This window comes from Actinoplanes sp. NPDC051346 (genome assembly GCF_040682215.1).
Taxonomy (GTDB): domain Bacteria; phylum Actinomycetota; class Actinomycetes; order Mycobacteriales; family Micromonosporaceae; genus Actinoplanes.
Genome location: NZ_JBFBAJ010000001.1, coordinates 899,241 through 923,083 on the forward strand (window position 1 = coordinate 899,241; position 23,843 = coordinate 923,083).

Genomic DNA, 23,843 nt, shown 5'->3' on the forward strand with positions numbered 1-23,843 from the left:
GAATCCCAAGAAACCCTCCCGGAGCGGATCAGCCCGGCGCGAAAGACCCCGGAGCGGGGGAGACCGGTGCGAACAAGCCCGGAGCGGAAGAACCGGAGAGAAGACTCATGAAGCGGTTGCTCTGGCTGGGCGTGGGCCTGGCCGTCGGCGCCATCGTCGTGCGCAAGATCTCGCGGAAGGCCAACGAGTTCACGCCGTCCGGCATCGCCACGTCGCTGTCGGAATCCGCTGGCGGCCTCGTCGAGTCCCTGCGTAGCTTCGTGGAGGACGTACGCGAGGGAATGGCCGAGCGCGAGCAGGAGATCCACGCGGCCTTTGCCGCGGGCGAGCTCTACGAGGACAAGTTCGCCGACCTGCGCGACGACGCGCAGGGCGGTTCACACGGGCGCCACGCCCAGGAGGGTCAGCGATGAAGACGGCGGAGATCAAGCGGCGCTATCTGGCGCATTTCGAGGCCAACGGGCACACGGTCGTGCCGAGTGCCCCGCTGCCCGCTATCGAGGACCCGAACCTGCTGTTCATCAACGCCGGCATGGTGCAGTTCGTGCCGTTCTTCCTGGGCCAGCGCACCCCGCCCTACCAGCGCGCGGTGAGCGTGCAGAAGTGCATCCGTACGCCGGATATCGACGAGGTCGGCAAGACGTCGCGGCACGGCACGTTCTTCCAGATGAACGGCAACTTCTCTTTCGGCGACTACTTCAAGGAAGGCGCGATCAAGCTCGCCTGGGAGCTGTCGACCAAGTCGGTGGAGCAGGGTGGGTTCGGGCTGGACCCGGAGCGGATCTGGCCGACCGTCTACCTCGACGACGACGAGGCGTTCGAGCTGTGGCGCGCGACCGGTGTGCCGGTCGAGCACATCGTGCGCCGCGGCAAGAAGGACAACTACTGGTCGATGGGGATTCCGGGTCCGGCGGGCCCGTGCTCGGAGTTGTTCTACGACCGCGGCCCCGAGTACGGCAGCGAGGGCGGCCCCGAGGTCGACGAGGACCGCTACCTGGAGTTCTGGAACCTCGTCTTCATGCAGTACGAGATCACCGACGTGAAGAGCAAAGAGGACTTCACGATCGTCGGTGACCTGCCCGCGCAGAACATCGATACCGGCATGGGTCTCGAGCGCATCGCGTCGATCCTGCAGGGCGTCGACAACCTGTACGAGATCGACGAGGTCCGACCGATCCTGGCGCGGGCGGCGGAACTGACCGGCAAGACCTACGGCGCGCACTCCGGGCACGCGGCGAGCCAGTCGCATCCCGACGACGTGCGGCTGCGGGTGATCGCGGACCACGTGCGCACCGCGTTGATGCTCATCGGTGACGGGGTGATCCCGTCCAACGAGGGCCGCGGCTACGTGCTGCGGCGCATCATGCGCCGGGCGATCCGGGCGATGCGGCTGCTGGGCTGGCAGGACAAGGCGCTGCCCGAGCTGCTGCCGGTGGCGCGCGACTGCATGGCGCCGTCCTACCCCGAGCTGGCGCAGGAGTTCGAGCGGATCTCCACGTACGCGTACGCGGAGGAGGACGCGTTCCTGTCCACTCTGCGCGCGGGCACCACGATCCTCGACACGGCGATCACCGACACCCGGAGCAAGGGAGGCAAGGCGCTGTCCGGCGCGCAGGCGTTCCAGCTGCACGACACGTACGGATTCCCGATCGACCTGACCCTGGAGATCGCGGCGGAGCAGGGCCTCACCGTCGACCAGGACGGCTTCCGCCGGCTCATGGCGGATCAGCGGTCCCGCGCGAAGGCGGACGCGGCGGCGCGCAAGACCGGCCACGCGGACCTGTCGTCGTACCGTTCGGTGCTCGACGCCGGCGGGCCGGTGGAGTTCACCGGTTACGCGGAGGTCTCCCGCGAGTCGCGGGTGCGGGCGCTGCTCGGCAGCGGCGGCGCGCGCGTCGAGGCGGCCGGCGAGGGCGACTACATCGAGCTGGTCCTCGACAGCACCCCGTTCTACGCGGAGGGCGGCGGCCAGCAGGCGGACACCGGCCTGATCAACGTCGGTGCCGGCCAGGTCGAGGTCGTCGACGTGCAGCAGCCGCTGCCCGGCCTCATCGTGCACAAGGCCAGGGTGGTCCGCGGCGAGGTGCGCGCGGGGGAGGCGGGCTTCGCCGAGATCGACGTGACGCGCCGCAGGGCCATCTCGCGGTCGCACACCGCGACGCACCTGATCCACCAGACGATGCGCGCCTTCCTCGGCGAGTCCGCGACCCAGGCGGGTTCGCTGAACGCGCCGGGCCGGCTGCGGTTCGACTTCAACACCCCGGGCGCGGTGCCGGCGAGCGTCCTGCACGACGTCGAGCAGCAGGTCAACGAGGTGCTGCTGCGCGACCTCGAAGTGCATGCGTTCGTCACCTCGCAGGAGGAGGCGCGCCGGCTCGGCGCGATGGCCCTGTTCGGGGAGAAGTACGGCGACGAGGTCCGAGTGGTTGAAGTCGGCGACTACGCGCGTGAACTTTGTGGCGGCACGCACGTCGCCCGCTCCGGCCAGCTGGGCCTCGTGAAGATTCTCACCGAGTCGTCGATCGGTTCCGGCGTACGCCGGGTCGAGGCGCTCGTCGGCATCGACGCGTTCGGCTTCCTCGCCAAGGAGCATCTGCTGGTCACGCGGCTCGCGGAGCTGTTCCGGGTGCCGGGGGACCAGGTGGCCGACCGGGTCGAGCAGACCGTCACGGCGCTGCGCGACGCGGAGAAGGAGCTCGAGAAGATGCGCGCCCAGATGGTCCTCGGCGGTGCGGGTGCGCTCGCGGCGCAGGCGAGGGACCTGCGGGGCGTGGCGTTCGTCGGCACCGAGGCTCCCGAGGGCGCGGCGACCAACGATGTGCGTACGCTGGCCCAGGAAATCCGCGGAAAGATCGACTCTGGCCGTCCGGCGGTGGTCGCGGTCGCGGCCCGGTCGAATGGCAAGGCGTCACTGATCGTAGCCATCAACACACTGGCGAAGGACCGCGGGCTGTCCGCGTCCGAGCTGGTCAAGGGCGCGTTGTCCGGTCGGGGCGGCGGCAACGCCGACCTCGCACAGGGTGGTGGAGTGCCCGCTGACCAGGTGCCTACGCTGCTGGCGGCGGTGGAGAAGGCGGTCGGCGAGGCCGCCTGAGAGAGAGGGCGACCCATGAACGCGCTACCACGGGGTAGGCGACTGGGCGTCGATGTCGGTAAGGTGCGCGTCGGGGTCGCGCTGTGTGACCCCGACGGGATCCTGGCCACCCCCCTGGTCACGGTGCCCCGTGACATGGGGGCGGCGCCCGACGCCGTCCCCGGCGACATCGCCGAGCTCGTCCGCCTCGTGGGGGAGCACGAGGTGGTGCAGATCGTGGTGGGTCTCCCCGTGCGCCTCAATGGTGCCGAGGGGCATGCCGCTGTTGACATCCGTACCTACGCTCGCCGCCTGGAACAGGCGGTCGGGCCGGTTCCCATCGTTCTCGCGGACGAGAGGATGTCGACCGTGGTCGCGACCCGTAGGCTTGCCGAGCGAGGAGTCCGGGGTAAGCGGCAACGGGCGGTTGTCGATCAGGCAGCCGCGGTGGAGATCCTGCAGAGCTGGTTGGACGCACAGCGGAGGCAGACGAGATGATCGACGAGCTGGACCTGGCGTTCGATGAACAGATCGAGCGCGGTAAACCCCGCCATCGGCGGAGTTCCCGCGGCGGCAAGGGTGGCGCAGGCAAGTCCACCGTCGCGTTCCTGATGGTGTTCATCCTGCTGGGCGTCCTGGGCGTTGGCGGCTACCTCGGCTACGAGAAGATCAAAGGCTTCTTCACGGCCGCCGACTACGACGGAGCGGGCACCGATCAGGTCGACGTCGCTCTGAAGGAAGGCTCGCTGACCGAGGTCGGCAATACGCTGGTCGAGGCGGACGTGGTGAAGAGCACCGCCGCGTTCATCGATGCCGCCGAGGAGAATCCGCGCGGCAAGAACATCCAGCCGGGCACCTACAAACTTCGCAAGCAGATGTCCGCCAAGAACGCGGTCGCGATGCTGCTCGACCCGAAGGCTCGGATCACCAAGGGCGTCACCATCCCCGAGGGCAAGACCTCGGTGGAGATCTACGCGATCCTGTCGAAGGCCACCGGCGTCCCGGTCAAGGACTTCCAGGCGGCGGCGAAGGACCCCGAGGCGCTCGGCGTGCCGGACTTCTGGTTCAACCGTACGGACGAGCAGAAGGTCACCAAGTCGATCGAGGGCTTCCTGTTCCCCGACACCTACGAGTTCCCGCCCAAGGGCTCCGCGACCGACTACCTGAAGCTCATGGTGGAGCGGTTCCTGACCGTGGCGCAGAGCACCGACTTTGTGAAGAAGTCGGAGGGCGATCGGCACATCAGCCCGTACGAGGTGCTGACCGTGGCGTCGTTGGCGCAGGCCGAGGCGGGCAACGCCGAGGATCTCGGCAAGATCTCCCGGGTGGCGTACAACCGGCTCTACGGCGACAACTTCCACTGCAAGTGCCTCGAGTTCGACGTCGGCATCAACTACTACTACCGGCTCACCGGCAAGCCGACGAAGTCGTCCGGTCAGATGACCGCCGCGGAACTCCGCGACCCCAAGAACCCGTATCGCCTGCACGACAAAGAGGGCCTCACGCCCACGCCGATCAACAGCCCGGGCAAGGCGGCGCTGGAGGCCGCGCTCGTGCCGCCGAAGGGCGACTGGCTCTACTTCGTGGCGATCGACAAGCAGGGCCACTCGGCGTTCGCCACGACGTTGGACCAACACAACGCGAACGTGGAGAAGGCCAAGAAGAACGGCGTCCTCTAGGGTCGTAGCCGTGCCTTCGAACCCCGGCCGCCGGGCCGCCGTCTGCGGCAAGCCGATCGCCCACTCCTTGTCGCCGATCATCCACTCCGCGGGTTTCGCCGCGACGGGGCTGCTCGACTGGTCGTACACGGCCATCGAGTGCGCCGAGGCCGAGCTCGCCGGGCTGGTCGCCGGCCTCGGCCCGGAGTGGGCCGGCCTGTCGCTGACCATGCCGCTGAAAGAGGCGGCCCTTGCGGTGGCCGCGGAGGCGTCGCCCGTCGCGGTCGCGACCGGTGCCGCCAACACTTTGGTACGCCGCGACGACGGTTCCTGGTATGCCGACAACACCGACGTGCCGGGCATGGTTCGGGTGCTGCGGGACGCGGGTCTGACCGGGGAGCCGTCGGTCACCGTGCTCGGCGGCGGCGGCACGGCCCGTGCCGCGCTGGCGGCGGCCGCCGCGCTGGGAGCCGCCGAGGTGACGGTCGTGACCCGCCGCCCGGAGGCCCGCGACGAACTGGCACCGGCCGCCGACGCGCTCGGCGTGTCGATCACCGGCGTCGACTGGGCGGACGCCCCCTCCGCGTTCGCCGCCGACGCGATCATCTCCACCGTGCCGAAGGGCGCCGCCGACGGCCTGGCGTTGCAGGTGACCTGGCGGCCGGGCACGGTGCTGTTCGACGCGATCTACGATCCGTGGCCGACCCCGCTGGCCTCGGCCGCGATCGCGCACGGGGTCCGGGTGGTCTCCGGCCTCGATCTGCTGCTGGCCCAGGCCCTGGGCCAGTTCGAGCGGTTCACCGGCGTCTCCCCGGCCCCGGAGACAGCGATGCGAGAAGCCCTCATCGCCGCCGCCTCTGTGCGCTGAGCCGCCGTCGCGGGGTGTGCGGTCGCCTATGCGGTGCGGCGGGAGCCGGCCGTGAGCAGGAGCAGCGTGAGCAGCGCGACCGCGGCGAACGCCAGGACCGCCGCGCCCATCGGCACTCCCAGCCCGGGATCGCCGATGCCGACGAGCGGCGCGGCGAGTGCGGCGATCACCGACTGGATGCCGCCCATCACGGCCGCGGCCGTGCCGGCCCGGTGGGGGTGCCGGTCCAGCGCCAGCGCGGTCGCGTTCGGCATCACCATGCCGATCGCGCCGACCACGACGAACAGTCCCACGGCGAGTCCGACGAGCGAGCCGAGCAGGGCGCCAGCGAGCACCGCGACGCCCGCCAGCGCCTGCGTGGCCAGTGCCGTGAGCAGCAGGCGGCGGGGAGTGACACGGTCCAGGAGGCGGCCGTTCGCCTGGCTCAGGGCGATCAGGCCGCACGCGTTCACTCCGAACAGGATGCTGAACAGCGTCGGCGAGACGCCGTACCCGTCCTGCAGGACGAACGACGAGCCGGAGATGTAGCTGAACATGGCCGCGAACGAGAGGGACTGGGCGAGCGTGTAGCCGACGTACACCCGGTCGGCGATCAGCGTGCGGGCCGTGCGGGCGGTGTCCCGCAGGCCGCCGGAGCTGCGCCGCTCGACCGGCAGAGTCTCCGGAATGCGCCAGGCCAGCAGGGCCGTCAACAGGGCCGCGATGATGCCCAGCGTGACGAAGATGCCGTGCCATGACGTCACCCTCAGCACGGCGCTGCCCAGCAGCGGCGCCGCGATGGGCGCCACACCGAAGATCAGCGTGAGCCGCGAGAAGAACTTCGCCGCGCCCACTCCGGAGTGCAGGTCCCGGACGATGGCGCGGGCCACGACCACGCCGACGCCGCCGGCGAAGCCCTGCAGCAGCCGGACCCCCGCCAGCAGCGGCGCGCTCGGGGCGAGAGCGCAGAGCAGGGACAGGATCGCGTACGCCCCCACGCCGATGAGCATCGGCCGGCGCCGTCCCCACCGGTCGCTGAGCGGGCCGCAGACGAACTGTCCGAGCGCCAGCCCGATGAGGCAGGTGGTGAGCGACAGCTGCACCTCGGCGGGCGCGACGGCGAGATCGTCGGCCACGGCCGGGAACGCGGGCAGATACATGTCCAGCGACAGCGGCCCGATCGCCGTGACGAGCCCGAGCATGACCACGAGCAGGGGGCCGCTCGGCCGCTCGGCGGCGACGGTCGGGGCGATGGGCTGCGATGACACGCGTGGACAATACCTCTGACCTTTTGTTTCGTGTGCCCCGTCCGCCCGGTGGGCGGGACGGCGACGGGCTGTCGACGGGCCGCGATGCCCACATGCCAGACTGTGACCCGTGTTGCGTTGGCTGACCGCAGGGGAATCGCATGGTCCGGCGCTCGTCGCCCTGATGGAGGGCGTGCCCGCCGGGGTGCGGGTGACGAGCGAGGATATCGGCCGTGATCTCGCGCGCCGCCGTCTCGGATACGGGCGGGGCGCACGGATGTCGTTCGAGCGGGACGAGGTCGAGATCGTCGGCGGCATCCGCCATGGCGTGACCCTCGGTAGCCCGGTGGCCATCCGCGTCGGTAACTCCGAGTGGCCGAAGTGGCAGACGGTGATGGCCGCCGATCCGGTCGACCCTGACGAGTTGGCCGCCCAGGCGCGCAACGCCCCGCTGACGCGACCCCGCCCCGGCCACGCCGACCTGGCCGGCATGCAGAAGTACGGGCACACCGACGCCCGCCCGATCCTGGAGCGGGCCAGTGCCCGGGAGACCGCGGCCCGCGTCGCCGCCGGCGTGGTGGCGAAGGCGCTGGTCAAGCAGGCGCTGGGCATCGACGTCGTCTCGCACGTGATCGAGCTCGGCTCGGTCGCCGCCAAGGCGGGACTCGTTCCCACGCCCTCCGACGCCGAGCGCATCGACGCCGACCCGCTGCGCTGCCTCGACCCGGAGGCGAGCGCGCGCATGGTGGCCGAGGTGGACGCGGCGAAGAAGGACGCGGACACCCTCGGTGGCATCGTCGAGGTGCTGGCTTACGGCGTACCCCCGGGTCTGGGTTCGCATGTGCAGTGGGACCGCAAGTTGGACGCCCGGCTGGCCACCGCGTTGATGTCCATCCAGTCGGTGAAGGGCGTGGAGATCGGCGACGGCTTCACCCAGGCCCGCTCGCGCGGCTCGGTGGCGCATGACGAGATGATCCCGACGCCGGAGGGCGTCAAGCGGGTCACCGACCGGGCTGGCGGCCTGGAGGGTGGCATCACCAACGGTGAGGGCCTGCGGGTACGCGCCGCGCTCAAGCCGATCTCCTCGCTGAACCGGGCGTTGCAGACCGTCGACGTGGTCACGGGCGAGCCCGCCACGGCGATCAACCAGCGCTCGGACGTGTGCGCGGTGCCGGCCGGCGCGGTGGTGGCCGAGGCGATGGTCGCGCTGGTGCTCGCCGAGGCCGCCACCGAGAAGTTCGGCGGCGACTCGGTGGCGGAGATCCGCCGCAACCTGGCCGGATACCTCGACAGTCTGCTGATCCGCTGATGGCACCGGCGGTCGTGGTCGTGGGCCCGCCCGGCGCCGGTAAGACGACGGTGGGCGAGGCCGTGGCGGCCCTGCTCGGCGTCACGTTCGCCGACACCGACCACCTGATCGCGCAGCGGGCGGGCAAGCCGATCCCGGAGATCTTCTTCGACGACGGCGAGGACGAGTTCCGCCGGCTCGAACGCGAGACGATCGCCTCCACGCTCGCGTCCTTCGACGGGGTGCTGGCGCTGGGCGGCGGGGCGGTGCTCGACCCCGGCACCCGTGACGCCCTGCGGACGCAGCGGGTCGTCTTCCTCTCGGTGGAGCTGTCCGACGCGGTCAAGCGGGTGGGGCTCGGTGCCGGGCGGCCGTTGCTGAGCGTGAACCCTCGGGCGACCTTGAAGTACCTCATGGAGCAGCGCCGCCCGCTGTACGAATCGGTGGCCACGCACACGGTCAAGACCGACGGGCGCGACCCGGACGAGCTCGCCGCCGAGGTCGCCGCCCTGCTCCGGGCCGGATAGCGACGGTTACCGAGGGAGAACGGCGTACGCCCGGACCGGGAACGTGCCGAAGCCGCGCACCCTCGGCGGTGCGGCGTGCAGGCGGGCCCCGCTGACGGGCACGTCGGCGAGGCCGGTGAGGTGCTCCAGCACCGGGATGCCGGCGTCGAGCAGGATGGAGTGCGCCGGGCGCTCGCCGCCGCTGTGGGTGTCGTCGATGTTGACGCTGTCGATGCCGACGAGGCGCACGCCGGCGGCGACCAGGTGCTTGGCTCCCGAAGCGGTGAGGAACGGGGCCGGCTCGCCGTAGGCGGGGGTGCCGAAGTGCCGGTCCCAGCCGGTGTGCAGCAGCACCGCGGCGCCGGCAAGACCGGACCCGCCGGTGCCGTACCCGCCGAGCGCCTCCGCTTCGATGCCGCGCCGCGTGCTGTCGGTGAGGCGGATCACCACGGCGGGCAGGTCGGCCACCGTGTCCAGCGGCAGGCCCGCCAGGTCGACGCCGTCGGCGTAGCGGTGGTACGGGCTGTCGACGTAGGTGCCGGTGTTGCCGACCATGCTGATCCGGTCCATCGCGAACTCGACGCCGGGCGCGTAGAGGGCCCGGGACGCCTCCCGGGTCAGGTGCGGGGTGATCTCCGGGCCGGGCAGCCCCGGATAGGTGACCATGCCGGCGGTGATGACATGGCTCAGTTCCACGAGGCGGGCCGGGCCGGCGGCCGGCGCGGCGACTTCCGGGTGTGGACCCTTGTGCGCTTCCGCGACGATCTCGTGCCGGATGATCCGGACCCGTTCGACCATCAGCAGGCCGAGGTGGGCGAGAAACAGTTCGGCGATGTCGGCCTCGGTCACGTCGGCGCCAGGCAGATCCAGGCGGAAGCCGTTGGTCTGCAGGCCACCGCCGTTCAGGAAGGTCACCTCGGCGTCGAACACGGCACGGTAGTCGGGCATGCGGTCATGCTGCCCGACGGCGGCGTTCAGTGGTAGCACCAATATGTAAACCCGGTATGTAGTGTTTCCGAATGCGGATCGACCCGCGCCGCCTCGCCGTCCTCGGCGCGGTGGCCAATGCCGGTGGCGTGCTCGCCGCGGCCGGCGTGCTGCGACTGACCCCGTCAGCGGTGTCTCAGCACATCGCGCGGCTGGAGGCCGAGACCGGCGTGACCCTGCTCGACCGGTCCCGCCTCGGCGGCCGGCGCGCGGCCGGCCTCACCCCGGCGGGGCGGCTCCTGGCCGCGCACGCCGCCCGCCTCGCCGAAACGCTCGCCACCGCCGAGCGCGACCTCGCCGCGCTGACCGGCCAGGTCAGTGGGCCGGTCGAGGTCGGAGGCTTTCCGACGGCGATCCGGCATCTGCTGGCTCCGGCCGCCGCGGCGGTGGCCATGGTCAATCCGGCCGTGCGGGTGCGCATCCGCCAGATCGAACCCGAACCGGGCTTCGCCGCGCTCCGGGCCGGCGGACTCGACCTGCTCGTGCACGACGCCCGCCCGGGCGATCGGCCCGGCGGGCCGCACCTGCGCACCGTACGGCTGCTCGACGACCCCTTCCACGTCGTCTACCCGGCGAGCTGGGCACCGGTCGCCGGGGTCGAGGCCCTGCTGGGCCGCCCGTGGACCGACGGGCCACCGGGCTCCGCCGCCCGCGAGGCCCTCGACCGGATCGCCGCCGCCCACGACGCGGACCTCAGCCGCGGCCACGAGTGTCTGGAGTTCCCGGCCGTCGTCGCCATCGTGGCGGCCGGGCTCGCGGCGGCGGTGCTCCCGGCGCTCGCCCTGCCCATGGTCGAACCCGCCCTGGTCCGGATCCTGCCGGCGCCCGAGGCCGGCGCCCGCCGGATCAACCTGACCCACCGGCGCGGCCGGCACGAGCCCAGCCCGGCCGCCGAGCTGGTCGTCGACGCGATCCGCGCACAGGCCGCGCGATAGAGCCCGTCGTGGAGCCTCGCCGCACCGGACCAATGGTGTCGCCACTACGATCGAGGCCGATGGACGACATGACTCGCATATCCGTGTCCGGCGACCGGCCCTACGACGTGCTCGTCGGCCGTGATCTGCTCGGAGCCCTGCCCGCCCTCCTCGACGGTGCCGTGCGTGCCGCGATCCTGTATGCCGCGCCGCTGAAGCAGCGCGCCGAGAGGATCGCCGAGGTTCTCCAGCGGGCCGGCGTGCGCCCGCTGCCCATCGAGGTCCCCGATGCCGAGGCGGGCAAGTCCGTCGAGGTCGCGGCCCGCTGCTGGGACGCGCTCGGGGCGGCCGGCTTCACCCGTACGGACGTCGTGGTGGGCGTCGGCGGGGGAGCGGTGACCGACCTCGCCGGGTTTGTGGCCGCCGGCTGGCTACGCGGAGTGCGCTGGGTGCCCGTCTCCTCGTCGCTGCTCGGCATGGTCGACGCGGCCGTCGGCGGCAAGACCGGCGTCAACATCGCCGCGGGCAAGAACCTGGTCGGCGCGTTCCACCCGCCGGCCGGCGTGCTGTGCGACCTCGACCTGCTCGACACTCTGCCGGCCGACGACCTGACCGCCGGGCTCGCCGAGGTGATCAAGTGCGGCTTCATCGCCGACCCGGTGATCCTCGACCTGGTCGAGGCCGACCCGGCGGCCGCCGCCGACCCCCGCAGTGCCGTGCTGCGCGAGCTGGTCGAACGCGCGATCCAGGTGAAGGTCGACGTGGTCGGCGTCGACCTGCGCGAATCGGGACTGCGCGAGATCCTCAACTACGGACACACCCTCGCACACGCGATCGAGAACCTCGAGGCGTACGGCTGGAAGCACGGCCACGCGGTCGCGGTCGGCGTGGTCTACGCCGGTGAACTGGGCCGCCTGACCGGCCGCCTCGACGACGCCACCGCCGCCCGGCACCGCTCGGTGATGTCCCTGCTCGGCCTGCCGGTCTCCTACCGCGCCGACGCCTGGACCGACCTGCTCGCCGCGATGCGCATCGACAAGAAGGCCCGCGCCGACACCCTGCGCTTCGTCGTGCTGGACGGCCTCGCTCGCCCCGGCATTCTCGCCGTCTCGGACGAGTCCGTGCTAGCCCAGGCCTACCGGGCGGTCGCGGCATGACCGCCCGCACCGAGCCTCCCCGGCCGTGCGCCGCGGTCGGCCTTGACGGCGAGGGCCAGAAGGGCATGCCAATGGAGGGCACAGCATGACCCGGGTGTACGTGCTCAACGGTCCCAACCTCGGGCGTCTCGGCACCCGGCAGGTCGACGTGTACGGCGTGACGTCGTACGCCGACCTCGTCACGTTGTGCGAGGAGACCGGCCGGGACCTGGGCCTGGACGTCGAGGTGCGGCAGACCGACGCCGAACACGAGATGCTGGCCTGGCTGCACGCCGCGGCGGACGAGCCGGCGCCGGTCGTGCTCAACCCCGGCGCCTGGTCGCACTACTCGTACGCGGTCCGCGACGCCTGCGCGATGCTGCGCGCCCCCCTGGTCGAGGTGCACATCTCCAACATCCACGCCCGCGAGGAGTTCCGGCACCACTCGGTCGTCTCGGCGGTCGCCACGGGGGTGATCGCGGGTCTGGGCGTCGACGGCTACCGCCTCGCCCTGCGGCATGTCGCGGGGCGGCTCTGACCCGATTCGCCGGGTGACCGTGTGCGCCGGTAAACTCCATCGGTCACCTCTACGTTTCCCCAGAACAAGGCAGGACATGGCTTCCACCAACGACCTGAAGAACGGCCTGGTGCTCAACCTCGACGGCGAGCTGTGGGCTGTGGTTGAGTTCCAGCACGTCAAGCCGGGCAAGGGTGGGGCGTTCGTGCGCACCACGCTCAAGAACGTGCTCTCTGGCAAGGTCGTGGACAAGACCTTCAACGCCGGCACCAAGGTCGACACCGCCACGGTCGACAAGCGCACGATGCAGTACCTGTACCTGGACGGTGAGGACTTCGTCTTCATGGACCTGGACACCTTCGAGCAGATCCACGTGCCCAAGGGCACGGTCGGCGAGCTGGCCAACTACCTGCTTCCCGAGGCCGAGGCCACGGTGGCGACGCACGAGGGTGTGCCGCTCTACATCGAGCTGCCGACCAGCGTCTTCCTCGAGGTGACCTACACCGAGCCCGGCCTGCAGGGCGACCGCTCGACCGGCGGCACCAAGCCGGCCACCGTCGAGACCGGCGCCACCGTCCAGGTCCCGCTCTTCATCACCACCGGCGAGAAGATCAAGGTCGACACCCGCGACGGCCGTTACCTCGGCCGCAGCTGATGGCCGAAGGCCCCAAGACGCAGATGCCGGCGCGCCGCAAGGCGCGCAAGCGCGCGCTCGACGTCCTCTACGAGGCCGACCTGCGCGACCTGCCGCCGAGCCAGGTCCTCGCGACCTACCTGGATCGGATCGCCAAGCCCCACCCCGAGCACCTGGAATACACGGTCGGCCTGGTGGAGGGCGTCGCCCGGCACCTGGACCGCATCGACGAGCTGATCGCCAGCTACGCCGAGGGCTGGACCCTGGAACGCATGCCGGTCGTGGACCGCAACCTGGCCCGCATCGCCGTCTACGAGCTGCTCTACCTCCCGGAGATCGACGACCCGGTCGCGATCACCGAAGCGGTCGAGCTCGCGAAGCAGATGTCAACCGACGACAGCCCCCGCTTCCTCAACGGCATCCTCGGCCGCATCGCCGAATTCGCCACCCGCTAACCAGCCAAAACACGCAAAAGCCCGCATCGCCATGCGATGCGGGCTTTCGTCTACCCACGGCTACATCCTCGCTCAGCCTCACCCTGGTGTAACCGCAACCAAAGTCGGATCGCGCCCGTCGTTGTCGAGGGCGCCGAAACGGACTAGGCGAACTTTGCCGTGGTCCGTTTCGGTGTCCTCGACAACGACCTAAAGGGGCGCGATCCCCGCCGAGCGAAGCGAGGCCATGTAAACAGCCATGTAACAGCTCAGCTAGCGAAGAAGGCGCGGGGGTCGGCTACCAGGACGCCGGCCTCAGTGAGGCGCTCGATCAAGCCGGACGGCGAGATGTCGTACACGATCGCGAGCGCCCGCAGGTCGTCCGCGCGGATCGACAGCACGCGTCCGTTGTAGTCGCCTCGCTGCTGCTGGATGGCCCGGGCGTAGCGCGCGACGTAGGCGAGGTCCTCGCCGGCGGCGTCGTACAGCTTCTCCAGGTCCAGCACGATCTTGTTGGTGGCTTCGAGCCGGACGCCGCTGCCGTCGGGCAGCAGCTCCGACACGGGCACGCGGTAGAAGTCGGCCAGTTCGGCCAGGCGCGATACGGTGACGGCGCGGTCGCCACGCTCGTACGAGCCCACCACCACGGCCTTCCACCGGCCGTTCGACTTCTCTTCCACGCCCTGCAGGGACAGGCCCTGCTGCTGGCGGATGGAGCGCAGGCGGGCGCCCAACGACTTGGCGTACTCAGACGGCATTCGGACACTCCAAAACTGTGCTGGCCCGGGGGGTTCTTCCCCCGGATCGCTACGCTGCGTGACGGTACGGAGTTTGCCAGCCCTGGTCAAGTGTCGGTCGCCGATGAGTCGCTGAGCCAGGGAGAGAGTTGCCCGCATTCGTCCGTCTGGTCCGTGGGTCGGCCACGTCACCATGGTCATCGCCGCGCTCACTGGTAACGTAGCGTCAGCCATCGGGCGGCCCTTGATCGGGGTGCCCGCTGCGCCTACAAAAGAGCACTGACGTCCTTTAACGACCCGTCCCGTGAGGCGGGGAAGGAGGTCCGCCGTGGCATACCCACGCGCCGACACAGGTTCTACCAAGATCATTCTTTCGGGGTCCGACCTGCAGCGGGTCGTCGACCGGATCGCTCATCAGATCCTCGAGAAGACGTCCGGCGCCACCGACACGGTGCTGCTCGGCATCCCGACCCGTGGCGTGCCGCTGGCGCGCCGTCTCGCTTCCCGCATCCATGCCTTCGAGGGCATCGACATTCCGGTCGGGGCGCTGGACATCACCCTCTACCGCGACGATCTTCGGCTGCACGCCACCCGGGCGCTCGGCAAGACCGACATTCCGGGCGGCGGTCTCGACGGGCGCCGGGTGATCCTCGTCGACGACGTGCTGTTCTCCGGGCGTACGGTGCGGGCCGCGCTGGACGCCCTCAGCGACGTCGGCCGGCCGAGCTCGGTGCAGCTCGCCGTGCTGGTCGACCGGGGACACCGCGAGCTGCCGATCCGCGCCGACTACGTCGGCAAGAACATTCCGACCGCGCTGGCCGAGAAGGTACGCGTGTCGCTCGCCGAGACCGACGACGGCGTCGACGAGGTCAAGCTCTTCGGAGGCACCGCATGATCAAGCATCTGCGCTCCGCGGCGGATCTGGACGCGGACACCGCCACACTGATCCTGGACACCGCCGGGGAGATGGCGGCTCTCGCCGGCCGGGAGGTCAAGAAGCTGCCGACCCTGCGGGGCCGTACGGTCGTGAACCTCTTCTACGAGGACTCCACCCGTACCCGGATCTCGTTCGAGGCCGCGGCCAAGCGGCTGTCGGCGGACGTCATCAATTTCTCCGCGAAGGGTTCCAGCGTCTCCAAGGGCGAGAGCCTCAAGGACACGGCGCTGACCCTGCAGGCGATGGGTGCCGACGCGGTCGTGATCCGGCATCCGGCCTCCGGGGCGCCGCACCGGCTCGCGTCCTGGGTGGACGGTTCGGTGATCAACGCCGGCGACGGCACTCACGAGCACCCCACGCAGGCGCTGCTGGACGCGTACACGATGCGGTCCCGGCTCGGGAAGATCGACGGCTTGAGGGTCGCGATCGTGGGTGACGTATTGCACAGTCGCGTCGCGCGGTCCAACGTTCTGCTGCTCACGACCCTGGGGGCGCAGGTCACCCTGGTCGGCCCGCCGACCCTGATCCCGCTGGACGTGGCGGCGGCGCTCTCCGAGAAGACTGAGCCTGCCCGCGGCGGAAAACCGAATGAACCCCCAGTGGAAGTGTCGTACGACCTCGATAGCGTCCTCCCCGAAGCTGACGTCGTCATGATGCTGCGGGTGCAGACCGAGCGGATGCAGGATTCGTTCTTCCCTTCCGCCCGCGAATACAGCCGTCGCTACGGGCTCGACGCTCCGCGCATGAAGAAGCTGCCGGAGCACGCGATCGTCATGCACCCAGGGCCGATGAACCGGGGCATGGAGATCGCTCCCGAGGTGGCCGACTCCACGCGTTCCACGATCGTCGAACAGGTCGCCAACGGCGTCAGCGCCCGGATGGCGGTTCTCTATCTCTTGCTGGGAGGCAAGGCATGACCTCATATCTCCTCAGAGGTGTCTCCGTCGTGGGTGGAGCGCCGACCGATCTGCTGATCTCCGACGGCGTGATCGCCGAGGGCGGCGGCAGGGCCGACGAGACGATCGACGCCGCGGGCCTCGTCGCCCTGCCCGGCCTGGTCGACCTGCACACCCACCTGCGCGAGCCCGGCCGCGAGGACGCCGAGACGGTCGAGACCGGCTCGCGCGCGGCGGCCCTGGGCGGCTACACCGCCGTCTTCGCGATGGCCAACACCTCGCCGGTCGCGGACACCGCCGGCGTGGTGGAGCAGGTGTGGCGGCTGGGCCGCGAGGCGGGCCTGGTCGACGTGCAGCCCATCGGCGCGGTCACCGTCGGCCTCGCCGGCAAGCAGCTCGCCGAGCTGGGCGCGATGGCGACCTCCGCCGCAAAGGTGCGGATCTTCTCCGACGACGGCTTCTGTGTCGCCGACCCGCGCCTGATGCGCCGCGCCCTGGAATATGTGAAGGCCTTCGACGGCATCATCGCCCAGCACGCCGAGGAGCCGCGGCTCACCGAGGGCGCCCAGATGCACGAGGGCGAGGTCTCCACCCGGCTCGGCCTCACCGGCTGGCCGGCGGTCGCCGAGGAGGCGATCATCGCCCGCGACGTGCTGCTCGCCGAGCACGTCGGCAGCCGCCTGCACGTCTGCCACGTCTCCACGGCCGGGTCGGTCGAGGTGCTGCGCCAGGCGAAGGCCCGGGGTGTGCGGGTGACCGCCGAGGTCACCCCCCACCACCTGCTGCTCACCGACGAGCTCGCGGCCAGCTACGACCCGGTCTTCAAGGTCAACCCGCCGCTGCGCACCGCCGCCGACGTGCGGGCGCTGCGGCAGGCTCTCGTCGACGGGGTCATCGACATCGTCGCCACCGATCACGCCCCCCACGCCGTGGAGGACAAGGAGTGCGAGTGGGCGTACGCCCGCCCCGGCATGGTCGGCCTCGAGACCGCCCTGCCAGTGGTGCTGAGCGTCCTAGGCGATCTGAGCCCCGATCATTGCTGGGAGCTGATCGCCGAGCGCATGTCGCGCGCTCCCGCCCGGATCGCGGGCCTGGCCGGGCACGGCACGGATCTCGCCGCCGGCTCGCCGGCCAACCTCACGCTGGTGGACCCGTCCGCCCGCCGGGTCGTGGACCCGGCCGAGCTGGCCAGCCGCAGCCGCAACACACCGTACGAGGGCACCACCCTGCCGGGTCGCATCGTCGCGACCTTCCTCCGGGGAGAGCCGACTGTCCTGGATGGGAAGGCCGTTAGATGAATTCCAACTCTTTTAGTGCAGTGCGGCGAAGCCGCCTTGGCAGCCCAGCGATTCTTGTGCTCGAGGATGGGCGCACCTTCACCGGCACCTCCTATGGCGCCGAGGGGGAGACCTTCGGCGAGGCCGTGTTCACCACCGGCATGACCGGTTACCAGGAGACGCTGACCGACCCGTCGTATCACCGGCAGGTCGTCGTGCAGACGGCGCCGCAGATCGGCAACACCGGCGTCAACGACGAGGACGACGAGTCCGACCGCATCTGGGTGGCCGGCTACGTCGTGCGTGACCCGGCCCGGCGGCCCTCCAACTGGCGTGCCACGGGGGACCTGGGCGAGCGCCTGACCTCCGAGGGCGTGGTGGGCATCAGCGGCGTCGACACCCGCGCGCTGACCCGGCACCTGCGCTCGCGCGGGGCGATGCGCGTCGGCATCTCCACCGTCGACCTCGACCCGGCCTCGTTGCTGGCCCGGGTCAAGGCCGCGCCCGAGATGCTCGGCGCCGACCTGTCCGCCGAGGTCAGCACGGCCGAGCGCTACACGGTCGACGCGGTCGGGGAGCATCGTTTCACGGTCGCGGCCCTCGATCTGGGCATCAAGCGCAACGTCTCGCGCCGGCTGGCCGCGCGGGGCGTCACCACGCATGTCTTCCCCGCCACATCCTCCCTTGAGGACCTGCTCACGGTGAATCCCGACGCGGTCTTCCTGTCGCCGGGGCCGGGCGACCCGGCTACCGCCGACGGTCCGGTCGCGCTGGCCCGCGCCGCGCTCGCGCGCCGCTTGCCGCTGTTCGGCATCTGCTTCGGCAGCCAGATCCTGGGCCGGGCGCTCGGCTTCGGCACCTACAAGCTCGGGTACGGCCACCGCGGCATCAACCAGCCGGTGTTCGACAAGACCACCGGCAAGGTCGAGGTGACCAGCCACAACCACGGCTTCGCCGTCGACGCCCCGCTGGACACCGTGATCGACACGGAGTTCGGCGGCGTCGAGGTCTCGCACGTCTGCCTCAACGACAACGTGGTCGAGGGCTTGCGGGCGCTGCACGTGCCCGCCTTCACCGTCCAGTACCACCCCGAGGCGGCGGCGGGCCCGCGTGACGCGGACTACCTGTTCGACCGCTTCGTCGAGCTCGTCGAGAAAGTGGACGCCTGATGCCGAAGCGCACCGACCTCCAACACGTCATGGTGATCGGCTCCGGGCCGATCGTGATCGGGCAGGCCTGCGAGTTCGACTACTCCGGCACCCAGGCCTGCCGTGTCCTACGCGCCGAGGGCCTGCGGGTCTCCCTGGTCAACTCCAACCCCGCGACGATCATGACGGACCCGGAGTTCGCCGACGCCACGTACGTCGAGCCGATCACGCCCGAGTTCGTCGAGATGGTCATCGCGCGGGAACGGCCGGACGCGATCCTGCCCACCCTCGGCGGGCAGACCGCGCTGAACACCGCGGTGGCCCTGCACGACAACGGCGTTCTCGACAAGTACGGCGTCGAGCTGATCGGCGCCAACATCGACGCGATCCGCCGCGGCGAGGACCGCCAACTGTTCAAGGACATCGTCGCGAAGGCCGGGGGCGAGACACCGCGCAGCCGGGTCTGCCACTCGATGGACGAGGTCACGGCGACCGTCGCCGAGCTCGGTCTGCCGGTGGTCATCCGGCCGTCGTTCACCATGGGCGGCCTGGGCTCCGGCATGGCGCACACCGACGAGGACCTCGAGCGCATCGCCGGCTCCGGCCTTGCCGCCTCCCCGGTGCACGAGGTGCTGATCGAGGAGAGCGTGCTCGGCTGGAAGGAGTACGAGCTCGAGCTGATGCGCGACAAGCACGACAACGTCGTGGTCGTCTGCTCCATCGAGAACATCGACCCGATGGGCGTGCACACCGGCGACAGCGTCACCGTGGCCCCCGCCATGACGCTGACCGACCGCGAATACCAGCAGCTGCGCGACCTCGGCATCGCGGTGCTGCGCGAGGTCGGCGTCGAGACCGGCGGTTGCAACATCCAGTTCGCGATCAACCCGGAGAACGGCCGCCTGGTCGTGATCGAGATGAACCCGCGGGTGTCGCGGTCCAGCGCGCTCGCCTCGAAGGCCACCGGCTTCCCGATCGCGAAGATCGCCGCCAAGCTGGCGATCGGCTACACGCTCGACGAGATCCCCAACGACATCACGCTCAAGACGCCGGCGGCCTTCGAGCCGGCGCTGGACTACGTGGTCGTGAAGATCCCGCGGTTCGCCTTCGAGAAGTTCCCCGGCGCCGACCCCGAGCTGACCACGACGATGAAGTCCGTGGGCGAGGCGATGAGCCTGGGCCGCAACTTCGCCGAGGCGCTCAACAAGGCGATGCGCTCGATGGAGACCAAGGCCGCCGGGTTCTGGACGGCACCGTCGTTCACCGACCGCGACGAGGCGCTCGCGGCGCTGCGCATCCCGCACGACGGCCGCCTCTACACCGTCGAGGCGGCGCTGCGCCTCGGCGCGAGCGTCGAGCAGGTGCACGAGGCGAGCGGCGGCATCGACCCCTGGTTCCTCGACGAGATCCAGGCCCTGGTCGACCTGCGTGCGGAGATCCTCGCCGCGCCGGTGCTGGACGAGGCCCTGCTGCGCCGCGCCAAGCGGTGCGGGCTCTCCGACCGCCAGCTCGCGGCGCTGCGCCCGGAGCTGGCCGGCGAGGACGGGGTCAGGGTGCTGCGGCACCGGCTCGGCGTCCGGCCCGTCTACAAGACCGTGGACACCTGTGCGGCCGAGTTCGAGGCGCGGACGCCGTACCACTACTCCACGTACGACGAGGAGACCGAGGTCGCGCCCTCCGACCGGCCCAAGGTGCTGATCCAGGGGTCGGGACCGAACCGCATCGGGCAGGGCATCGAGTTCGACTACTCGTGTGTGCACGCGGTCATGGCGCTCAAGGGGGCGTACGAGACCGTCATGGTCAACTGCAACCCGGAGACCGTCTCCACCGACTACGACACCGCCGACCGGCTGTACTTCGAGCCGTTGACCTTCGAGGACGTCCTCGAGGTCTTCCACTCCGAGGACGTCTCCGGCAAGGCCGCCGGCGGCCCGGGTGTGGTGGGCGTGATCGTGCAGCTCGGCGGCCAGACCCCGCTGGGGCTGGCCCGTCGGCTCAAGGCGGCGGGGCTGCCCGTCGTCGGCACCTCGCCCGAGTCGATCGACCTGGCCGAGGACCGGGGCGCCTTCGGCGCCGTGCTCGCCAAGGCCGGCCTGCGCTCGCCCGAGCACGGCACGGCCACGTCCTTCGAGCAGGCCAAGGCGATCGCCGACGCGATCGGCTACCCGGTGCTGGTCCGCCCGTCCTACGTGCTGGGCGGCCGCGGCATGGAGATCGTCTACGACGAGCCGACCCTGGCCGACTACATCGCCCGCGCCACCGAGATCTCGCCCGACCACCCGGTGCTGGTGGACCGCTTCCTCGACGACGCGATCGAGATCGACGTGGACGCGCTCTGCGACGCCACCGGCGAGGTCTACCTCGGCGGCGTGATGGAGCACATCGAGGAGGCCGGCATCCACTCCGGCGACTCGTCCTGCACGCTGCCGCCGGTCACCCTCGCCGGGTCGCACCTGGACGAGGTACGCCGCTACACCGAGGCCATCGCTCGCGGCGTCGGTGTGCAGGGCCTGCTCAACGTCCAGTACGCCCTCAAGGACGACACCCTGTACGTGCTGGAGGCCAACCCCCGCGCGTCGCGGACGGTGCCGTTCGTCTCCAAGGCGACCGCGGTGCCGCTGGCCAAGGCAGCCGCCCGGATCATGCTCGGCGCGACCATCGCCGAGCTGCGCGAAGAGGGCATGCTGCTGCGTACCCGCGACGGCGGCGACATCCCGCCGAACGCGCCGATCGCGGTCAAGGAGGCGGTGCTGCCGTTCAAGCGGTTCCGCACCCCGGCCGGCAAGGGCGTGGACAGCCTGCTCGGGCCCGAGATGAAATCGACCGGCGAGGTCATGGGCATCGACCCGAGCTTCGGCCCGGCGTTCGCGAAGTCGCAGGCGGCCGCGTACGGCTCGCTGCCGACCGGCGGCAAGGTCTTCGTCTCGGTGGCCAACCGCGACAAGCGCTCGATGATCTTCCCGATCAAGCGCCTCGCCGACCTGGGCTTCGAGATCGTCACGACCGCGGGCACCGGCGAGGTCCTGCGCCGCCACGGCATCGAGTGCGAGATCGTCCCCAAGCACTTCGAGAGCCCCGGCCGCAACGCGGTGGCGTTGATCGGCGCGGGGGAGATCGCGCTGATCATCAACACGCCGCAGGGTTCGGGGGCGAGTGCCCGCTCGGACGGCTACGAGATCCGCAGCGCGGCGGTCACCTTCGACATCCCGAGCATCACGACGGTGCCGGGTGCCGCGGCGGCGGTGATGGGCATCGAGGCGCTGATGCGCGGCGACATGTCCGTACGCCCGTTGCAGGAGTTGCACGCCGCGCTGCGGGAGACCGAGTGACCATCTTCGAGACCGCCGTCCGCCCGGTGCTGTTCCGGGTGGGCGGCGGCGACGCCGAGCGGGCACACGAGTTCACCCTGGACCGGCTGGCCGGGCTGAGCTCCGGCGCCCGGGCCCTGCTGCGCCGCCGCTACGCCGTGAGCGCCCCGGTCGAGCACTTCGGCGTGCGGTTCCCCAATCCGGTCGGGCTCGCCGCCGGCATGGACAAGAACGGCGTGGCGCTGCCGGCCTGGCCCGCCCTCGGGTTCGGCTTCGTCGAGGTCGGCACGGTGACCGCCCGCCCGCAGCCCGGCAACGACCGTCCCCGGCTGTTCCGGCTGCGCGACAGCGAGGCCGTGATCAACCGGATGGGCTTCAACAACGAGGGCGCGGAAGCGCTCGCGGGCCGGCTGAAGGCGCTGGGGCCGCTGGGCATTCCGCTCGGTGTCTCGCTGGGCAAATCCAAGATCACCCCGCTCGAGGAGGCGGTGCAGGACTACCTGACCTCCTACGAGCTGCTCCATCCGTACGCGGACTACATCGCGGTGAACGTTTCCTCGCCCAACACGCCGGGCCTGCGCACGCTGCAGGACAAGTCGGCGATCGCCGCGCTGCTCGGCGCCCTGGTCGGCAAGACGCCGGTCCTCGTGAAGATCGCCCCCGATCTCTCCGAGCCCGCCATCGCCGAGCTCCTCAGCGTGTGCCTGGCCTACGGCGCGGCCGGGGTGATCGCCACCAACACGACGCTGAGCCGCGACGGCCTCGCCCCCGCCGACCAGGCGCGGGCGGCCGAGGCCGGCGGGCTGTCCGGGCGGCCGCTGACCGAGCGGGCCCGGGAGATCGTCCGGTTCGTCCACCGGGAGACCGGCGGGAAGCTGCCGATCATCGGCGTGGGCGGCATCGTGGAGCCCGACGACGCGACGCGGATGTTCGACGCGGGCGCGTCGCTGGTGCAGCTCTACACCGGTTTCATCTACCGGGGCCCGGCGTTGGTCAGGGCGGCGGCCCGGGCCCGCCGATGAATCTGCTCGCCCTCGACCGGGCCCATGTCTGGCATCCGTACGGGCCGATGCCCGGCCGCGGCGAACCCTACGTCGTCGACAGCGCCCAGGGCGTCCGCCTCAGGCTGGACGACGGCCGTGAGCTGGTCGACGGCATGGCGTCGTGGTGGGCGGCCATCCACGGCTACCGCCATCCGGTCCTCGACGCCGCCCTGACCGACCAGGCCGCGCGGATGAGCCACGTGATGTTCGGCGGCCTCACCCACGCGCCCGCGGTCGAGCTGTGCCGCACGCTGGTGGAGCTCACCCCGGACGGCCTGGAGCACGTCTTCCTCGCCGACTCCGGCTCGGTCGGCGTCGAGGTCGCGATCAAGATGGCCCTGCAGGCGCAGCTCGCGCGGGGGCGGCCGGGCCGGCGACGGCTCGCGACGTGGCGTGGCGGCTATCACGGCGACACGTTCCACCCGATGAGCGTCTGCGACCCGGTCGGCGGCATGCACGCACTGTGGACCGGCGTCCTGCCGACCCAGGTCTTCGCGGACGCGCCGCCGGCCGACTACGACGAAACGTACGCCGCCGCGCTGGCCGGCATGGTCGAGCGACACGCGGACGAACTCGCCGCCGTCATCGTCGAGCCGGTCGTGCAGGGCGCGGGCGGCATGCGGTTCCACCATCCGGAGTACCTGCGGGTGCTGCGGGAGGCGACCGCGGCGCACGACGTGCTGCTGATCTTCGACGAGATCGCGACCGGCTTCGGGCGTACGGGTGAGTTGTTCGCCGCGGACCACGCCGGGGTGACCCCCGACATCATGTGTCTGGGAAAGGCACTGACCGGGGGATATCTCACCCTGGCCGCGACCCTGTGCACCCCGGCCGTCGCGCACGCCGTGAGCGCCGGGAGCGCGGGCGGGCTCGCGCACGGCCCCACCTTCATGGGCAACCCGCTCGCCTGTGCCGTCGCGAACGCCTCCATCGGCGTGCTGAGGGCTCAGGACTGGCGTGGGCGCGTAAAGACCCTGGAGCGGGGGCTGCGGGCCGGTCTGGAGCCGCTGAGAGGCCTTCCCGGGGTCGCTGACGTGCGTGTTCTCGGCGCGATCGGCGTCGTGCAGCTCGACCGGCCGGTCGACATGGCCCGGGCCACGGCGGCGGCCGTGGGCGCGGGGGTGTGGCTGCGGCCCTTCCGGGACCTGATCTACACGATGCCGCCCTACGTGGCGGACGACGCCGACGTCGCCCTCATTACCCGGGGAATCGCCGCCGCGGTGTCCGCCACCTGACACGAAAGGGGAATCACCGCC

At 71.0% G+C, this 23,843-nt stretch carries 22 protein-coding genes; 19 read left to right on the forward strand and 3 right to left on the reverse strand.

Features of this window, described 5'->3' with window-relative positions; genetic code table 11:
• Positions 1-107: 107 nt before the first annotated feature.
• The 5 genes from AB0M36_RS04025 to AB0M36_RS04045 are packed head-to-tail and all read left to right on the forward strand — an operon-like array spanning position 108 to position 5,599.
• The gene (locus AB0M36_RS04025; RefSeq protein ID WP_364151910.1) at positions 108-413 is read left to right on the forward strand and encodes a hypothetical protein; all 306 of its coding nucleotides are present in this window, start codon (positions 108-110) and stop codon (positions 411-413) included.
• On the forward strand, positions 410-3,094 hold the full coding sequence (gene alaS / locus AB0M36_RS04030) for an alanine--tRNA ligase (protein ID WP_364151913.1): 2,685 nt from the start codon (positions 410-412) through the stop codon (positions 3,092-3,094). The genes AB0M36_RS04025 and alaS overlap by 4 nt, the downstream gene beginning before the upstream one ends.
• 15 nt (positions 3,095-3,109) lie before the next feature.
• Positions 3,110-3,571 (forward strand): Holliday junction resolvase RuvX, encoded by a 462-nt coding sequence (ruvX, locus tag AB0M36_RS04035; protein WP_364151916.1) that lies wholly within the window; start codon positions 3,110-3,112, stop codon positions 3,569-3,571.
• Positions 3,568-4,752: an endolytic transglycosylase MltG gene (gene mltG / locus AB0M36_RS04040; protein ID WP_364151919.1), complete on the forward strand. Its 1,185-nt coding sequence runs from the start codon at positions 3,568-3,570 to the stop codon at positions 4,750-4,752. Before ruvX ends, mltG begins: the two co-directional genes overlap by 4 nt.
• Positions 4,753-4,762: 10 nt before the next feature.
• Positions 4,763-5,599 (forward strand): shikimate dehydrogenase, encoded by an 837-nt coding sequence (locus tag AB0M36_RS04045; RefSeq protein ID WP_364151921.1) that lies wholly within the window; start codon positions 4,763-4,765, stop codon positions 5,597-5,599.
• 26 nt (positions 5,600-5,625) lie between these two features.
• Here AB0M36_RS04045 and AB0M36_RS04050 read toward each other — a convergent pair whose 3' ends face one another.
• Complete coding sequence (locus AB0M36_RS04050) at positions 5,626-6,780, reverse strand: multidrug effflux MFS transporter (protein ID WP_364152269.1); 1,155 nt, start codon at positions 6,778-6,780, stop codon at positions 5,626-5,628.
• Positions 6,781-6,955: 175 nt separating this feature from the next.
• On the opposite strand from AB0M36_RS04050, the gene aroC reads away from it, so the two are divergent.
• Complete coding sequence (gene aroC, locus AB0M36_RS04055) at positions 6,956-8,134, forward strand: chorismate synthase (RefSeq protein WP_364151924.1); 1,179 nt, start codon at positions 6,956-6,958, stop codon at positions 8,132-8,134.
• A complete protein-coding gene (locus tag AB0M36_RS04060; protein ID WP_364151927.1) occupies positions 8,134-8,640 on the forward strand; it encodes a shikimate kinase in 507 nt (168 codons plus the stop codon). The genes aroC and AB0M36_RS04060 overlap by 1 nt, the downstream gene beginning before the upstream one ends.
• Before the next feature lie 6 nt (positions 8,641-8,646).
• Here the strand turns inward: AB0M36_RS04060 and AB0M36_RS04065 are convergent, their stop codons facing one another.
• Positions 8,647-9,567 (reverse strand): cyclase family protein, encoded by a 921-nt coding sequence (locus AB0M36_RS04065; RefSeq protein ID WP_364151929.1) that lies wholly within the window; start codon positions 9,565-9,567, stop codon positions 8,647-8,649.
• 71 nt (positions 9,568-9,638) lie between these two features.
• Between AB0M36_RS04065 and AB0M36_RS04070 the strand changes: the two genes are divergently transcribed.
• The 5 genes from AB0M36_RS04070 to nusB all read left to right on the forward strand — a co-directional run bounded on the left by AB0M36_RS04070 (position 9,639) and on the right by nusB (position 13,262).
• On the forward strand, positions 9,639-10,541 hold the full coding sequence (locus AB0M36_RS04070; protein ID WP_364151931.1) for a LysR family transcriptional regulator: 903 nt from the start codon (positions 9,639-9,641) through the stop codon (positions 10,539-10,541).
• A gap of 59 nt (positions 10,542-10,600) precedes the next feature.
• The gene (aroB, locus tag AB0M36_RS04075) at positions 10,601-11,677 is read left to right on the forward strand and encodes a 3-dehydroquinate synthase (protein ID WP_364151933.1); all 1,077 of its coding nucleotides are present in this window, start codon (positions 10,601-10,603) and stop codon (positions 11,675-11,677) included.
• An 85-nt stretch (positions 11,678-11,762) separates the two neighbouring features.
• Positions 11,763-12,194 carry a type II 3-dehydroquinate dehydratase gene (gene aroQ / locus AB0M36_RS04080; protein WP_364151935.1) on the forward strand — a complete coding sequence of 144 codons (432 nt, stop codon included), beginning with the start codon at positions 11,763-11,765 and terminating at the stop codon, positions 12,192-12,194.
• Positions 12,195-12,270: 76 nt separating this feature from the next.
• The gene (efp, locus tag AB0M36_RS04085) at positions 12,271-12,828 is read left to right on the forward strand and encodes an elongation factor P (protein WP_364151938.1); all 558 of its coding nucleotides are present in this window, start codon (positions 12,271-12,273) and stop codon (positions 12,826-12,828) included.
• Positions 12,829-12,851: 23 nt separating this feature from the next.
• Positions 12,852-13,262: a transcription antitermination factor NusB gene (gene nusB / locus AB0M36_RS04090; RefSeq protein WP_364152272.1), complete on the forward strand. Its 411-nt coding sequence runs from the start codon at positions 12,852-12,854 to the stop codon at positions 13,260-13,262.
• A 248-nt stretch (positions 13,263-13,510) separates the two neighbouring features.
• Here nusB and AB0M36_RS04095 read toward each other — a convergent pair whose 3' ends face one another.
• Complete coding sequence (locus AB0M36_RS04095) at positions 13,511-13,999, reverse strand: transcriptional regulator (RefSeq protein WP_071807762.1); 489 nt, start codon at positions 13,997-13,999, stop codon at positions 13,511-13,513.
• A 307-nt stretch (positions 14,000-14,306) separates the two neighbouring features.
• On the opposite strand from AB0M36_RS04095, the gene pyrR reads away from it, so the two are divergent.
• From pyrR to AB0M36_RS04130, 7 genes are read left to right on the forward strand one after another with little or no spacing between them, the layout of a single operon-like run.
• Complete coding sequence (gene pyrR, locus AB0M36_RS04100) at positions 14,307-14,873, forward strand: bifunctional pyr operon transcriptional regulator/uracil phosphoribosyltransferase PyrR (RefSeq protein WP_364151941.1); 567 nt, start codon at positions 14,307-14,309, stop codon at positions 14,871-14,873.
• On the forward strand, positions 14,870-15,832 hold the full coding sequence (locus AB0M36_RS04105) for an aspartate carbamoyltransferase catalytic subunit (protein ID WP_364151943.1): 963 nt from the start codon (positions 14,870-14,872) through the stop codon (positions 15,830-15,832). The genes pyrR and AB0M36_RS04105 overlap by 4 nt, the downstream gene beginning before the upstream one ends.
• Entirely contained in the window at positions 15,829-17,109 is a 1,281-nt protein-coding gene (locus tag AB0M36_RS04110) for a dihydroorotase (protein ID WP_364151946.1), read from the forward strand. The genes AB0M36_RS04105 and AB0M36_RS04110 overlap by 4 nt, the downstream gene beginning before the upstream one ends.
• The gene (gene carA / locus AB0M36_RS04115; RefSeq protein ID WP_364151948.1) at positions 17,106-18,257 is read left to right on the forward strand and encodes a glutamine-hydrolyzing carbamoyl-phosphate synthase small subunit; all 1,152 of its coding nucleotides are present in this window, start codon (positions 17,106-17,108) and stop codon (positions 18,255-18,257) included. Before AB0M36_RS04110 ends, carA begins: the two co-directional genes overlap by 4 nt.
• The gene (gene carB / locus AB0M36_RS04120; RefSeq protein ID WP_364151951.1) at positions 18,257-21,565 is read left to right on the forward strand and encodes a carbamoyl-phosphate synthase large subunit; all 3,309 of its coding nucleotides are present in this window, start codon (positions 18,257-18,259) and stop codon (positions 21,563-21,565) included. The genes carA and carB overlap by 1 nt, the downstream gene beginning before the upstream one ends.
• Complete coding sequence (locus tag AB0M36_RS04125) at positions 21,562-22,566, forward strand: quinone-dependent dihydroorotate dehydrogenase (protein ID WP_364151953.1); 1,005 nt, start codon at positions 21,562-21,564, stop codon at positions 22,564-22,566. The genes carB and AB0M36_RS04125 overlap by 4 nt, the downstream gene beginning before the upstream one ends.
• Positions 22,563-23,822: an adenosylmethionine--8-amino-7-oxononanoate transaminase gene (locus AB0M36_RS04130; protein WP_364151956.1), complete on the forward strand. Its 1,260-nt coding sequence runs from the start codon at positions 22,563-22,565 to the stop codon at positions 23,820-23,822. Before AB0M36_RS04125 ends, AB0M36_RS04130 begins: the two co-directional genes overlap by 4 nt.
• The last annotated feature ends 21 nt before the right edge of the window (positions 23,823-23,843 follow it).

Excerpts from the sequence above, each read along its gene's own strand:
- AB0M36_RS04110 (WP_364151946.1), top strand. The coding sequence starts at position 15,829 with ATGACCTCATATCTCCTCAGAGGTGTCTCCGTCGTGGGTGGAGCGCCG.
- aroB (WP_364151933.1), top strand. The coding sequence starts at position 10,601 with ATGGACGACATGACTCGCATATCCGTGTCCGGCGACCGGCCCTACGAC.
- AB0M36_RS04050 (WP_364152269.1), bottom strand. The coding sequence starts at position 6,780 with ATGCTCGGGCTCGTCACGGCGATCGGGCCGCTGTCGCTGGACATGTAT.
- AB0M36_RS04070 (WP_364151931.1), top strand. The coding sequence starts at position 9,639 with ATGCGGATCGACCCGCGCCGCCTCGCCGTCCTCGGCGCGGTGGCCAAT.
- AB0M36_RS04095 (WP_071807762.1), bottom strand. The coding sequence starts at position 13,999 with ATGCCGTCTGAGTACGCCAAGTCGTTGGGCGCCCGCCTGCGCTCCATC.
- AB0M36_RS04065 (WP_364151929.1), bottom strand. The coding sequence starts at position 9,567 with ATGCCCGACTACCGTGCCGTGTTCGACGCCGAGGTGACCTTCCTGAAC.
- nusB (WP_364152272.1), top strand. The coding sequence starts at position 12,852 with ATGCCGGCGCGCCGCAAGGCGCGCAAGCGCGCGCTCGACGTCCTCTAC.
- ruvX (WP_364151916.1), top strand. The coding sequence starts at position 3,110 with ATGAACGCGCTACCACGGGGTAGGCGACTGGGCGTCGATGTCGGTAAG.
- AB0M36_RS04025 (WP_364151910.1), top strand. The coding sequence starts at position 108 with ATGAAGCGGTTGCTCTGGCTGGGCGTGGGCCTGGCCGTCGGCGCCATC.
- AB0M36_RS04105 (WP_364151943.1), top strand. The coding sequence starts at position 14,870 with ATGATCAAGCATCTGCGCTCCGCGGCGGATCTGGACGCGGACACCGCC.
- alaS (WP_364151913.1), top strand. The coding sequence starts at position 410 with ATGAAGACGGCGGAGATCAAGCGGCGCTATCTGGCGCATTTCGAGGCC.
- carA (WP_364151948.1), top strand. The coding sequence starts at position 17,106 with ATGAATTCCAACTCTTTTAGTGCAGTGCGGCGAAGCCGCCTTGGCAGC.
- AB0M36_RS04060 (WP_364151927.1), top strand. The coding sequence starts at position 8,134 with ATGGCACCGGCGGTCGTGGTCGTGGGCCCGCCCGGCGCCGGTAAGACG.
- aroQ (WP_364151935.1), top strand. The coding sequence starts at position 11,763 with ATGACCCGGGTGTACGTGCTCAACGGTCCCAACCTCGGGCGTCTCGGC.
- AB0M36_RS04130 (WP_364151956.1), top strand. The coding sequence starts at position 22,563 with ATGAATCTGCTCGCCCTCGACCGGGCCCATGTCTGGCATCCGTACGGG.
- efp (WP_364151938.1), top strand. The coding sequence starts at position 12,271 with ATGGCTTCCACCAACGACCTGAAGAACGGCCTGGTGCTCAACCTCGAC.
- mltG (WP_364151919.1), top strand. The coding sequence starts at position 3,568 with ATGATCGACGAGCTGGACCTGGCGTTCGATGAACAGATCGAGCGCGGT.
- carB (WP_364151951.1), top strand. The coding sequence starts at position 18,257 with ATGCCGAAGCGCACCGACCTCCAACACGTCATGGTGATCGGCTCCGGG.